Origin of the sequence: Georgenia yuyongxinii (assembly GCF_006352065.1) — a bacterium.
GTDB lineage: Bacteria > Actinomycetota > Actinomycetes > Actinomycetales > Actinomycetaceae > Georgenia > Georgenia yuyongxinii.
On record NZ_CP040915.1, the window covers coordinates 280,938 to 293,106 of the forward strand.

Annotated in this window: 12 protein-coding genes; 4 read left to right on the top strand and 8 right to left on the bottom strand. The window is 73.0% G+C overall.

Annotated elements, in window-relative coordinates; all coding sequences use genetic code 11:
- Window positions 1–6: 6 nt before the first annotated feature.
- From FE374_RS01210 to FE374_RS01230, 5 genes are all read right to left on the bottom strand, one after another.
- On the bottom strand, window positions 7–933 hold the full coding sequence (locus tag FE374_RS01210) for a carbohydrate ABC transporter permease (RefSeq protein WP_139926871.1): 927 nt from the start codon (window positions 931–933) through the stop codon (window positions 7–9).
- A complete protein-coding gene (locus tag FE374_RS01215; protein WP_139926872.1) occupies window positions 933–1,892 on the bottom strand; it encodes a carbohydrate ABC transporter permease in 960 nt (319 codons plus the stop codon). The genes FE374_RS01210 and FE374_RS01215 overlap by 1 nt, the downstream gene beginning before the upstream one ends.
- Before the next feature lie 38 nt (window positions 1,893–1,930).
- The gene (locus FE374_RS01220) at window positions 1,931–3,340 is read right to left on the bottom strand and encodes an ABC transporter substrate-binding protein (RefSeq protein ID WP_139926873.1); all 1,410 of its coding nucleotides are present in this window, start codon (window positions 3,338–3,340) and stop codon (window positions 1,931–1,933) included.
- Between the two features lie 226 nt (window positions 3,341–3,566).
- Window positions 3,567–4,418, bottom strand: coding sequence for an SMP-30/gluconolactonase/LRE family protein (locus FE374_RS01225; RefSeq protein ID WP_139926874.1), 852 nt, complete (start codon window positions 4,416–4,418; stop codon window positions 3,567–3,569).
- Window positions 4,419–4,446: 28 nt separating this feature from the next.
- Window positions 4,447–5,406, bottom strand: coding sequence for a Gfo/Idh/MocA family protein (locus tag FE374_RS01230; protein WP_139926875.1), 960 nt, complete (start codon window positions 5,404–5,406; stop codon window positions 4,447–4,449).
- Window positions 5,407–5,624: 218 nt separating this feature from the next.
- Between FE374_RS01230 and FE374_RS01235 the strand changes: the two genes are divergently transcribed.
- The 3 genes from FE374_RS01235 (at window position 5,625) to FE374_RS01245 (ending at window position 8,844) form a co-directional block, all read left to right on the top strand.
- Window positions 5,625–6,677: a zinc-dependent alcohol dehydrogenase gene (locus FE374_RS01235; RefSeq protein WP_139926876.1), complete on the top strand. Its 1,053-nt coding sequence runs from the start codon at window positions 5,625–5,627 to the stop codon at window positions 6,675–6,677.
- A complete protein-coding gene (locus FE374_RS01240; RefSeq protein ID WP_139926877.1) occupies window positions 6,674–7,468 on the top strand; it encodes a sugar phosphate isomerase/epimerase family protein in 795 nt (264 codons plus the stop codon). Before FE374_RS01235 ends, FE374_RS01240 begins: the two co-directional genes overlap by 4 nt.
- A gap of 68 nt (window positions 7,469–7,536) precedes the next feature.
- The gene (locus FE374_RS01245) at window positions 7,537–8,844 is read left to right on the top strand and encodes an MGH1-like glycoside hydrolase domain-containing protein (RefSeq protein WP_223173612.1); all 1,308 of its coding nucleotides are present in this window, start codon (window positions 7,537–7,539) and stop codon (window positions 8,842–8,844) included.
- 124 nt (window positions 8,845–8,968) lie between these two features.
- Here FE374_RS01245 and FE374_RS01250 read toward each other — a convergent pair whose 3' ends face one another.
- A complete protein-coding gene (locus tag FE374_RS01250; protein WP_139926878.1) occupies window positions 8,969–9,613 on the bottom strand; it encodes a cation transporter in 645 nt (214 codons plus the stop codon).
- A 119-nt stretch (window positions 9,614–9,732) separates the two neighbouring features.
- Here FE374_RS01250 and FE374_RS01255 point away from each other — a divergent pair, with 119 nt between their 5' ends.
- Window positions 9,733–10,509 (top strand): sulfite exporter TauE/SafE family protein, encoded by a 777-nt coding sequence (locus FE374_RS01255; RefSeq protein WP_139926879.1) that lies wholly within the window; start codon window positions 9,733–9,735, stop codon window positions 10,507–10,509.
- 11 nt (window positions 10,510–10,520) lie between these two features.
- Here the strand turns inward: FE374_RS01255 and FE374_RS01260 are convergent, their stop codons facing one another.
- Both FE374_RS01260 and eda read right to left on the bottom strand, forming a co-directional pair.
- Window positions 10,521–11,462: a sugar kinase gene (locus FE374_RS01260; protein ID WP_139926880.1), complete on the bottom strand. Its 942-nt coding sequence runs from the start codon at window positions 11,460–11,462 to the stop codon at window positions 10,521–10,523.
- A 19-nt stretch (window positions 11,463–11,481) separates the two neighbouring features.
- Entirely contained in the window at window positions 11,482–12,123 is a 642-nt protein-coding gene (gene eda, locus FE374_RS01265) for a bifunctional 4-hydroxy-2-oxoglutarate aldolase/2-dehydro-3-deoxy-phosphogluconate aldolase (protein ID WP_139926881.1), read from the bottom strand.
- Window positions 12,124–12,169: the final 46 nt, after the last annotated feature.

Below are 12,169 nucleotides of genomic sequence, written 5' to 3' on the forward strand. Positions count from 1 at the left end.
CGCGCCTCAGCCCTTCTCGGCCCCGGCGGTGAGCCCCTCCGTGAGCAGCCGCTGCGTGGCGAAGAAGCCGATGACGATCGGCAGCGTGAGGATGACCGAGCCCGCCATGAGGACGGTCGTCGGGATCTCGATGCTGCCCGCGAGCTGGGACAGGCCGAGTGAGACGGTCCAGTTGTCCCGGCGCTCGATGAGGAAGAGCAGCGCGAACAGGAACTCGTTCCACGCGATCATGAAGATGTACAGGCCGTTGGAGACGATGCCGGGCATCGCCAGCGGCAGGCTGATCCGCCACATGACGCCCAGCCGGGTGCACCCGTCGATCGCGGCGGCCTCCTCCAGGCTCACCGGGATGGTGTCGAAGTAGTTGCGCAGCATGTAGATCGTGACCGGGACGACCTGGGCGATGTAGACGAACAGCAGCCCGAGGAGCTCCCCGCGCAGCCCCAGCCGCGTGAAGATGATGAACAGCGGGATCGCCAGCAGGATGCTCGGGAAGAGGTAGACGCTGAGGAACAGCGCCCCGATCTTGCGGCGGCCGAAGAACTCCAGCCGGCTCACGGCGTAGGCGCCGGGCAGCGCGATGGCCAGGGTGGCGAACACGGTGCCGACGGCCACCAGCGCGCTGTTGGCCATGAACCTGACGAAGCCCTGCCCGCCCTGCGACTGCGGTGTCAGGACGGCCTCGTAGCTGTCGAAGGTGACCTCGTCCAGCCCGACCCACAGCGCCCCGGGGTCCTGCAGCACCGCGTCCAGCGGGCGGAAGGAGAGCAGGATCATGTAGTAGAACGGGAAGATCGTCACCACGACGATGCCGGCGATGATGAGCCAGCGCAGCACGCCGAACCCGACCGTCTCCACCCGGTCGCGGCTGAACCGCCGGGGCGGGGCGTCGGGGGCCCGGCGTGGACGTGCCTCGACGTCGACGGCGGCCATCACAGCTCCTTCCCGCCCCGCGTGAACACCCGCAGGTAGATGCTCACCAGGACCGCGAGGATGAGGGCGAGCACGAGCGCCTGGGCGGCCGCCGCCCCGATGTCCCCGCGGGCGGTGAGGAAGTTGAACACCCGCACTGCGACGACCTCGGTCCCCGCCCCGCCGCCCGTGAGCAGGTAGATGTCGTCGAAGCTGTTGAAGGTCCAGATGAACCGCAGGACCGAGAGCATCGCGATGATCGGCAGCAGCTGGGGAAAGATGATGTACCGGAACCGCTGGCTCGGCGTGGCGCCGTCGACCATGGCCGCCTCCTCCAGCGTGGCGTCGACGGCCTGCAGCCGGGCGGTGATGAAGAGGAAGGCGAAGGGGAAGGACCGCCAGCCCTCGAAGACGATCACGCTGACCAGGGCGATGGGGAGGGTGAGCTCCCAGCCCAGGAACGTCACGTCCAGGTCCCGCTGGCTGAGGAACGCGATCGGCTCGTCCCAGCCGAGCAGCCGGGTGCCCCAGTAGTTGACCACCCCGAACTGGGGGTTGAGCATCGTCGTCCAGGCGAAGGTCGCCGCGACGATGGGGGCGACGTAGGGCAGCAGGACCGCGGCGCGGACGAGGCTGCGGCCCGGGAAGGGCCGGCGCAGCGCCAGCGCCGCGACGAGGCCGGCGCCGATCGCGAGCGCCGTGCCGCACACGGAGTAGATGAGCGTCGTCACCAGGGCCTGCAGGAACCCCGGGGAGAGGATGACCTCGGTGATGTTCGACAGCGTGAAGTTGCCGACGAGGCCGGCCGTCTGGATATTGATCAGCCGCAGGTCCTGGAAGGCGAGCACGATCGTCCACAGGATCGGCAGGACGACCATGACCAGGACGATGACGAGGGTCGGGGAGATGAGCGTCAGCCCCGCCCGGCCCTCGGCCCGCTGCGACGGGGACCGGCGTGAGCGGCGGGTCCTGGCCGTCATACCGGGCGCCACCCCGGTACCAAGCCCGCTGGAGCCGCTCACCCCAGGGAGTCCTGGATCGACTGGAGCGCCGCGGCGGCATCCTCGGCCGCCTGCTGCGGGTCCGCCCCGCCGGTGGTGACCTCGCTGACGGCGGCGGCGACCGGCTGCTCGCCGGCTGCCGCACCGATCAGGTCGCCCTGGCCCTGGGTGATGGCCCAGCGCTGCATGTTCTCGGGCCCCGCCTGCAGCGGTTCGAGCACGTCCTCGCTGTAGAAGTCGGACAGCGGTGCCTTGGTGTCGACGCCCACGGGCAGGGTGGCCCAGGTGTCGGCGAACTCCGTGGGGTTGTCCTGCGTGCCCAGACGCACGGGGACCTTGCCCTCGGGGGCGATCGCGGTCCAGTCGACGTAGCCGTCGCTCATCATGTAGGTGACGAACTGCTGGGACGGGTCGGCGTCGGCGGTGGCCGTGATGACCCAGTTGGTGATCTCGCCGAACTGGGCCGGCTCGTCGCCGTCCGGCCCGAGGATGGCGGGAACGACACCGGTGTTCTTCGCGAGGAAGGCGGGGTCGTCCGCGCACTGCGGGCAGCTCGGCATGGCGTCGTTGCGCAGCCCGGCCATCTCGTCGAGGACGAACGTCGACCAGATGAACATCGCGGCCTGGCCGGCGAAGTACGAGGCGCGGACGGTGTCGACGTCCTGTCCGCCCTGCACCGAGTAGTTGTTGAGGAGGTCGCCGTAGAACTCGAAGGCCCCGACGCACACGTCGCTGGCGATGGTGATCTCGCCCGACTCGTCCACCATCTCGCACCCGTTGCCGAGAGCCACGTGCTCGAAGGTCTGCTGGGTGAACGCCTCACCGGGCTTGTTCGCGCCGACGAAGCCCACCACCTCAGGGGTGTTCAGGGCCTCGGCGGCGGCGAGGATGTCGTCGTAGGTCTCCGGGGCGTCCAGCCCGGCCGCCTCGAACAGGTCGGTGCGGTAGAAGAGGAGCTGGGCCCAGAAGTCCGACGGCACCGACAGCTGCTGATCGCCGTCGCGCGTGAGCTCGAGGGCTCGCGGCACGAACGTGTCCTCGCCCAGCTCGTCGATCACGGCGGCGTGCGCGTCGTTGTTGGCGAGCTCGTTGGCCGCCAGGGTGCGGGTCTGCGCCAGCGAGATCGAGCCGATGACGTCCGGCAGGTCGCCGGCCGCGGCGGAGGAGGTCAGCACCTGGTTGAACTGGTCCTCGGGCACGCCGACGAGCTCGACCTCGATGCCCGTGGCCTCGGTGAACTTGGCGATGATGTCCTCTGTCGCGGCGACGCGGTCGGGCAGCGTGTCCGTCGTCCAGACCGTGATGGATCCACCGCCCGTCGAGCCGGACGTCTCCTCGCCGCCACCGTCCCCGCCGCCGCTGCAGGCGGCGAGAAGCGTCACGCTCGTCGTGGCGGCCAGGGCGGTCCAGATCCTTCTCCGGTCCATCACGATCTCCTCGCCAGGGCGCGTGCGCCCCTGCTTGGGGCGGCCCGCGGGCCCTCGCACGTGAACGTGCGCGCCGGGGCGTGGGACGGATCGTGGACCGCCGTTGGCCGTGTCGTTCCTGTGCGGCGACGGTAGCGCTAAGTCGCACTCGGCGCACTCGGCCAGGACGCCAGGACGCCGCGGTCATCGGGACGACCCGCGCCGTCGTCGACCTCGTCTTCCGGCCTCAGCCGGCGAACGCCCGCACGGGCAGGCCCGGGACGTCCGATCTGGTGACGAACAGCGCTCCGGCGCCGGGCGGCGCGTGCTCCCCGGCACCTCCTCTCGAGGTGGTGATGTAGAGCTGCCGCAGGTCGGGACCGCCGAACGTGCACGCGGTGACGTGCGGCACCGGGACCTCGACCACCTCGAGGAGCCTCCCGGCGGGGGAGTAGCGGTGGACTGCTCCGGCCCCGTACACGGCCACCCAGATCGTGCCCTCGCTGTCCACGGTCAGGCCGTCGAGGTCGCCGATGTCCCGGGACAGCGTGACGAGGGGGCGCCGCCTCGTCAGCGCGCCGCCGACGACGTCGAAGGTGTCCATCCGTCCCGCGCCGCTGTCGACGTAGTAGGCGTGGTCGAGACCCGGGGAGAAGTCGAGCCCGTTGGAGATGGTGACGTCGGCGAGGACGGTCTGTACCTGCAGGTCCGGGGTGACGCGGTAGAGGTGGCCTCGCTCCGGGGCCTGGTCCCAGGTGGTCGAGCCGACGTAGAGGCTGCCGTCCGGGGCCGCCGCCCCCTCGTTCATACGCTCGCCCGGCGTGCGCGAGATGTCGACCGACCGGTCCGGCACCGCGTCGGCCGAGCCGGCCAGGCCCAGACCGTGCTCCGTGGCGACGACGTACCCGCCGGCGCGCCGCGGCCGGACGAACGCCGCCACGCGTCCGACGTCGAGCCGGTCGACCGTGCCGTCCGGCCTGAGGGTGAGGACCGCGCCGGCGAGCATGTCGACGAACCGCAGCCCGCCCCACCCCGTCGACCACACCGGCCCCTCGCCGTGGTCGGCGACCACATCGGTGATCTGCTCGACGTCGCGCACGCGGCCAGTGTCGGACACCCCGGCGGACTCAGCCGCCTGTCGCCGGCACGCTCACCCAGCCGCCGCCCTCGGCGGCGCGCCGCACGGCCTCCAGCACGGCCTGCAGACGCAGTCCGTGAGCGGCGTCGGCGGTGACCGGGGCGCCGTCGCGCACGGCGGCGGCGAGCTCGGCACGCATCCGGGCCCACGGCTCGGCGGGGTCCAGGCCGGCGGTGTCCCACCGGACCTCCCCGACGCCGGCGTAGACCTCCACGCGGGTCCGCGCCGGGTCCACGGCGACCAGCCCGGACAGGAACGACTGCCCGACGGCGCCGCCCTCGTGCCTGGTCGTGACCGCCAGGTGTGTGGCCGGGTCGCCCACGGCGCGCACCTCGCGGATCCGGCCGAGGGCCTCCTGCACCAGGTCCAGCAGGTGGGGGCCGATGTCCAGCAGCATGCCGGCCGGCCCGCCGCGCCAGGTGGTCGCCGCGGCGCCGTCGAGGAACCCGCCCGGGAGGTACCCGCCGTGCAGGTAGAGCGCCTGCCCGCCGGCCGGCCCGCCCTGGGTGCGCAGGCCGGCGGCCGCCCGGAGGAAGTCGCGCGTGCCGGCGTGATAGCGGCGGGTCAGCGCGACGACGCTGGCCACGCCGGACTCGGCGACGGTGTCGGCCACCTCCCGCGCCTGCGCCAGCGTGGCGGCCAGCGGCTTCTCCAGCAGCAGTGACTTCCCGGCGCGGGCGGCGAGCGGCGCAAGGTCGCCCTGCACGGCGGGAGGCACGGCGAAGTCGACCGCCTCACAGACCTCGAGGAGGTCCTCGACCTGCCGGAACGCCGGCACGCCGAGCTCGGCGGCCAGCTCGTCCGCGGCCGCCCGACGCCGTGCCCAGACGCCGGCGAGCCGGGTGGGGCCGGGCGGGGCGTGCATCGGCCCGTGGGTGAGGCGTGCCCACCGACCCGCGCCGACCAGCCCGACCGAGACCGGCCTGCCGGCTGTGCCGTGGTCCGTCACGAGCGTCCTCGCTCCCTGCCCCGGACTGCGTGGACGCCGGAATCGCTACCGTTGTCGTGAGATACGCCACACCGTAACCTGGCGGCGGGCGGCCTGCGACGGGGAGCGCGTCCTTCCCCCGTGTGCCGGTCGTCGTGCTCTTCGTCGCCGCGCGCACCCGCCGGTCATGGTCCCGACCGGCGGTGTGGACACGGACTGAGGGGAAAGAGGCTGCCGAGGTGCCAGAGGTGGTGCGCTTCACGGCCCCGCGCGTGGTCGAGGTCGTGCCCGTGCCCTCCGCGGTGCTGCAGCCCGGTCAGGTACGGATCCGCACCATCGCCTCGGGCATCTCCGCCGGCACCGAGATGACGGCGTACCGGGGCACCAGCCCCTACCTCACCTCCGTGTGGGACCCGCAGCTGCGGCTGTTCCAGCACCGCGAGGACCCCTCCGCCGGGTACCCGCTGGAGGGCTGGGGCTACTCCGAGGTCGGCGAGATCGTGGAGATGGCCGAGCGGCTGACCATGCCGCAGCCGGGTGACGTCGCCGTCGGCGATCTGGTCTGGGGCATCTGGGGCCACCGCACCGAGGGCGTCGTCGACGCCGTGGAGCTGCGCGGGCACCGGCTCCCCGCGGGCGTGGACCCGGTCCTCGGGTGCTTCGTGCGGGTCGGCGCGATCGCGCTCAACGCCGTCCTCGCCGCCCACTCCACGATCGGGTTCACCGTGTGCGTGATCGGGCAGGGCGTCGTGGGCCTTCTCGCCACCCGGTACGCGGTGCTGACCGGCGCCACCGTGATCGCCGTCGAGCAGATTCCCCGGCGCCGCGAGATGGCCGTGCGGATGGGCGCCCACCACGTCCTTCAGCCCGGGCCGGACCTGCCGCGCCAGGTGCGCGAGCTGACCGGCGGCGCGGGGGTGGACTCGGCCGTGGAGATCTCCGGCTCCTACGCGGGACTGCAGGCCGCCACGCGGACCGTGGGGCTGGACGGTGTCGTGGTCGCCGCCGGCTTCTACCAGGGTCAGGACGAGGCGCTGCGGCTGGGGGAGGAGTTCCACCACAACCGGGTGCAGATCGTCGCCTCGCAGATCGGCTCGGTGCCCTCGGTGCTGCGCTCGCGGTGGGACGTGCCGCGGCTGCAGCGCACGGTGGTCGAGCTGCTGCTCCGCGGCGAGCCGGACGTGGTGTCCATGGTGACCCACCGCTATCCGCTGGCCCGGGCGGCGGAGGCCTACGCCATGCTCGACGGCGGCGGGGCCGACGCCCTGCAGGTCATCCTGGAGGCGTCGTGAGGCTCTGCGTGCAGGAGCAGCACCTCCCCGGCGCCACCCTCGAGGAGAAGTGGGCGGCGGCGACGGCGTGGGGCTACGACGGGATCGAGCTGCGCGCCCGGGGGGACGGGGCGTTCGTCGCCCGCCTGCCGGAGCTGCGCTGGGCGGCCGCCCGCGGCGTCGTCATGCCCACGGTGTGCCCCGAGACCGACCACTTCGTGGGCGACTTCGACGCCGCCCGCCGGGAGGACGCCGTCGTCCAGCTGTGCGCCCAGCTCGACGTGATCGCCGAGCTCGGCGGCACCGGTGTGACCACGCCCGCCTCGTGGGGCATGTTCTCCACCCGGCTGCCGCCCTTCGTCCCGCCCCGCACCGCGGCGGAGGACTCCGCCGTGCTGGTCGACACCCTCGGCCGCGCCGCCGCCCACGCCACCGCGCTCGGCGTGTGCGTCTACCTCGAGCCGCTCAACCGCTACGAGGACCACATGGTCAACCGCCTCGAGCAGGGGTCGGCGCTGATCAGGGCGGTCGGCTCCCCGGGACTGCGGCTCACTGCCGACACCTTCCACATGAGCATCGAGGAGGCCGACCTTCCCGGGGCGCTGCGGGCGGCGGGCCCGGACCTGGGGCACGTGCAGGCGTCGGACTCCAACCGGCTCGAGCCCGGTGCGGGGCACCTGGACCTCGCGGGGGTGCTGGGCGTCCTGACCGAGATCGGGTACGCCGGCGACGTCGCCGTCGAGTCGAGGCTCAGCGGGCCGGCGCACCAGGTGCTGCCGCGGGCGGCCGCGCTGCTGCGGGAGGTGCTGTGAGCGACGCTGCGGGAGGTGCTGTGGACGACGCTGCGGGAGGTGCTGTGGACGACGCTGCGGGAGGTGCTGTGGACGACGACGAGCGGCCGGGCGCGGAGGAGATCCGCAGTGCGGCGGCGGCCTTGCTGGAGGAGAACTGGACCGGCGACCACACGGTGCCGGCCACCGGCCTGTACCCCCACCAGTGGAGCTGGGACTCCGGGTTCATCGCGGTCGGGCTGAGGCACGTCGCCCCCCAGCGGGCGCAGCGCGAGCTCGAGTCGTTGCTGGCCGCGCAGTGGGCGGATGGGCGCCTGCCGCAGATCGTCTTCGACCTCGACCGCGACGACGACTACGCCCCCGGCGACTCCTTCTGGCGCTCGCGGACCATCGCGGGGGCACCGGAACGTCCGACGGCGGGGCTGATCCAGCCGCCCAACCACGCCTGGGCCGCCCTGCTGGTGCACCGGGCCGACCCCACGCTCTCCCGCGAGCGTCGCTTCCTCAAGGGGGTCTACCCCCGGCTGGTCGCCTGGCACGGCTACCTGGCGGCGCGCCGCGACCACCGCGGCGCCGGGCTGGCGGCCGTCGTGCACCCGTGGGAGTCCGGCACCGACAACTCCCCGCTGTGGGACGAGGCGCTCGCCGCGGTGCCGGACACTCCCGCCTGGCAGGTCACCCGTCCCGACCTGGCGCATGCCGACGCGGCGGAGCGGCCGGGCCGGAAGGAGTACGCGCGGTACTTCTGGCTCGCCGAGCGCTACCGGGACCACGGGTGCGACGACACGGACGAGGACCACCCCTTCGCCATGGAGGACCCGTGCTTCAACGCGCTGTGGGCCGTCTCCGAGCTGGCGCTCGCGGAGATCGCCACCGAGCTCGGGCGTGACGACGCACCGCACCGCGCCCGGGCCGCCCGCATCGCCGCGGCACTGGAAGGGCTCTTCCTGCCCGAGCTGGGAATCTACGGCGCGCACGACGTGGTGCGGGACACCCTGGTCCGCAAGGCGACCGTCAACGGGCTGGTGCCGCTCGTCCTGCCGGGCCTGCCGCACGCGGCGGAGCTGGTGGACACCATGCGCGGGCCCGGCTTCCTCGGCGGCGGGGCCCTGCTGGTGCCCAGCTACGACCTGCGCGCCCCGGACGCGGACACCGCCCTGTACTGGCGGGGACCGGCGTGGTTCAACATGAACTGGATGCTCGTCGCCGGGCTGCGCGAGCACCTCGAGGGCCCTTTGGCCGACTCCATCGCCAGGCAGCTCGTCACGCTCGCGGTGCGTCACGGCTTCCCCGAGTACGTCGACCCGATCACCGGCGAGCCGCACGGCACGCGTGACTTCTCCTGGACGGCCGCGCTCGCTCTCGATCTCGCCATCACGGAGCGAAGCCCGCAGTGACACGAGGCCGGTGTACCCGTCCTCGGAGTGTTGCAGGCAGGAACCGGTCGACGGAGCGACGCGCAGATGCTGGCGCCGCCGGGACCGCTGGACCTCGGTGGCGCAGTCCGACGGCTACGGTCCGTCAGCCGATCTCCTCGCCGATCTCCTCGCCGGCGAGTGCACGGGCGGCCAGCCGCTCCTCGGTGGCAAGCTCCCAGACCTCCTTGGCGGCCGAGACGTTGACCACCACGATGACCAGGCCGAGGACGATGTCCGGCCATCCCGTCCCCAGCCAGGCGGTGAGCATCCCCATCGCGATGATGGCCAGGTTGACGACGACGTCGTTGCGAGCGGCGAGCCACGCGGCGTGAGTCATCGACCCGCCGTGGTGACGCACCCGCGCGAGGATCAGCGTGCACACCAGGTTCACGACGACGGCGCCCCCTGCCGTGAGGACGAGGGCACGCGGGTCGGGCGCCGTGGGAGCGGAGAGCTTGGCGAACGCCTGCCACGCGGCGGCCAGCGCGGGCACGAGGATGATCCCGGCCATGACATGGCCGGCGCGCGCCCGCCAGGACAACGACCAGCCCAGCGCGAGGAAGATCAGCAGGTTGACCGCCGTGTCCTCCAGGAAGTCCACGCTGTCGGCGAAGAGCGAGACCGACCCGATGGCCAGCGCGACGCCCGCCTCCACGAAGAAGTAGGCCAGGTTCAGCCCGGCGACCAGCAGCACCGTGCGCCGCACCTGGGAGGGTGCGACGTGCGGCGCAGCGTCGGTCTCTTCCACGCTCGCCCCTTCTCGATCGTCCCGTCGACTCGCACGCTACGCCTGGGCGCCCGAGCGGGCCGCGTCCCGGCCGGCGACCGGGTCGTGGCAGCGCATCCTGCTCGTGCGACCCTGACCAGGTGCTGACGCTCTCGACGATCGCCTGGGTGGTGCTCGCCGTCGCGGCCTTCCTGGTCGGCGTGGGCAAGACCGCACTGCCCGGCGTCGGCACGATCACCGTGGCGCTGTTCGCGACGGTGCTGCCCGCGAGGGAGTCCACCGGCGCCCTGCTCGCACTGCTCATCGTCGGCGACCTGTTCGCGGTGTGGTCCTACCGCTCGCACGCGGATCTCGTGATCCTTCGGCGGCTCGTTCCCACCGTGCTGGTCGGGGTCCTTGCCGGGACGGCGTTCCTGGCCGTCGCCGACGACGCCGTCGTGCGCCGGGTGATCGGCGCGGTCCTCCTGGTGCTCATCGCTCTGACGCTCGTCCAGCGTGCGGTCGCCGTCCGGCGCCGGGTCGAGGTGGCCGACCCGGGGCAGGGGGGCAGTGACCCGGCGGGGCCTCGCCGGGCCCGGGCGGCGGCCTACGGCGTGCTGGGCGGCTTCACGACCATGGTCGCCAACGCGGGCGGCCCGGTCATGTCGCTGTACTTCCTCGCCTCACGGCTGCCCGTCCTGACGTTCCTCGGGACGGCCGCGTGGTTCTTCTTCGCGGTGAACCTCGCCAAGGTGCCCTTCTCGGTGGGCCTCGGGCTGATCACGGCGGAGTCGCTGCTGCTGGACCTCCTGCTCGTGCCCGCACTGCTGCTCGGCACGCTCCTCGGGCGGCGCCTTGCCCGGCGGATCTCGCAGAAGGTGTTCGACCGGCTCATCCTCACGCTGACCGTCGTCGCCGCCGTCTACCTGATGGTGTAGAGCGCCGGCGTCTACTCCGCGTCACGCACGCGTGGTCCGTGCCCGGGGCGGAAGTCGTCGGGCGACCCGAGCACCCACGCGGCGACGGAGTGGCCCATGGCGAGGCGGTCGGCCGGGCTGTCGCCGCGCAGCAAGGCGCCCAGGTAGCCGCCTGCGAAGGCGTCACCGGCGCCGACCGGCTCGACGACGGCCACGCGGCGGGCCGGGACCCTGGTGACGAGCACGTCGCGGTCGCGTCGGTGGAACTCCACAGCCTCCTTGGCCCCGTCCTTGACCACGACGTACCGGGCCTCGGGGAACAGGCCCGCGATCTCCTCCGCGGTCGGGGTGCCCCACAGGCGCTCGGCCTCGTCCCTGCCGACGAGGACGACGTCCGCACTCGCGGCCAACGGCCGTAGAACGGTGGCAGCCTCCTCCGCGGGCCAGAGCGCCGGGCGGTGGTTGACGTCGAAGGAGACCAGCGCCGCGTTGCTCCGCGCGGTGTCGATAACGGCGGGCACGAGCGCGCGACAGCTCGGCGAGAGGGCGGAGGTGATCCCGGTGAGGTGGACGAGCCGCGCTCCGGCGACAGGCCAGTCGGGGATGTCCGACGCCCGCATGCGGGAGGCGGCCGAACCCTTCCTGTAGTAGTACACGCCGCCCGCCGGATCCTTGACGTACAGACCCGTGGGGGCCTCGGGATCGCGACGGACCCACCTGGCGTCCACACCGTGCGACTCCAGCTGGGTGACCACCCGCCGCCCCAGCGGGTCGTTCCCCACGGCGGACGCCCACGCCGTGGCGATGCCCAGGCCGGCGAGGTGCTGGGCGACGTTGGACTCCGCACCACCCGCCGACATCGTGAACGTCCGGCCGGTCGCCACTGGGCTGGCGTCGGACGTGGTGACCATCGCCATGGTCTCCCCGATGCACACCACCTCGGGAGGGGTGTGCGCGCCACGTGGCCACGACATGAGGGCTCTGCGATCGTGTTCAGGCAGTGGGCACCGGCGACGCCGCGGCGCGTGCGACCGCCTCGGAGGTCAGGCGGGTGACGCCGGCGAAGTCACCCGAGGTCACCAGGTGGTCCGGGACCATCCAGGAACCGCCGACGGCCACCACCGAGGGCAGAGCCAGGTAGTCGGCGAGGTTCCGCGGGCTCACGCCGCCGGTGGGAATGAACCGGACCTGCGCGAACGGTGCGGCTAACGCCCTGATGGCCGCCGCACCGCCGGAGGCCTCCGCCGGGAAGAACTTCAGCGTGCTCAGCCCCAGCTCGAGCGCCGCCATGACCTCGGTGGCGGTGACCGCGCCCGGCAGCACCAGCACCCCGTGCTCCGCGCACCTCTCGACCACGGCGCGGCTGAGACCCGGGGAGACGACGTAGGTGGCTCCGGCCGCGACGGCCCGGTCAACCTGCGCGGCCGTCAGCACTGTGCCGGCACCCACGAGGACGTCGCCGCGGCCCGCCATCGCGCGGATCGTCTCCTCGGCTGCGGCGGTTCGGAACGTCACCTCGGCCACGGGCAGGCCGCCGGCGACCAGTGCCGCGGCCAGCGGGTCGGCCTGCGCGGGATCGTCCAGGACGACGATGGGAACCAGCCGGGCGGCCCCCAGCCGCCTCAGGACATCCATGTCGTCTCCTCTCATCACCACGTCGCGCCGGACCGCGCCGGCGTGG

What these genes read in the sequence shown, in the direction of transcription:
- eda (WP_139926881.1), bottom strand. Translation starts at nt 12,123, where the DNA reads ATGGATGTCCTGAGGCGGCTGGGGGCCGCCCGGCTGGTTCCCATCGTC.
- FE374_RS01210 (WP_139926871.1), bottom strand. Translation starts at nt 933, where the DNA reads ATGGCCGCCGTCGACGTCGAGGCACGTCCACGCCGGGCCCCCGACGCC.
- FE374_RS01260 (WP_139926880.1), bottom strand. Translation starts at nt 11,462, where the DNA reads ATGTCGTGGCCACGTGGCGCGCACACCCCTCCCGAGGTGGTGTGCATC.
- FE374_RS01215 (WP_139926872.1), bottom strand. Translation starts at nt 1,892, where the DNA reads ATGACGGCCAGGACCCGCCGCTCACGCCGGTCCCCGTCGCAGCGGGCC.
- FE374_RS01220 (WP_139926873.1), bottom strand. Translation starts at nt 3,340, where the DNA reads ATGGACCGGAGAAGGATCTGGACCGCCCTGGCCGCCACGACGAGCGTG.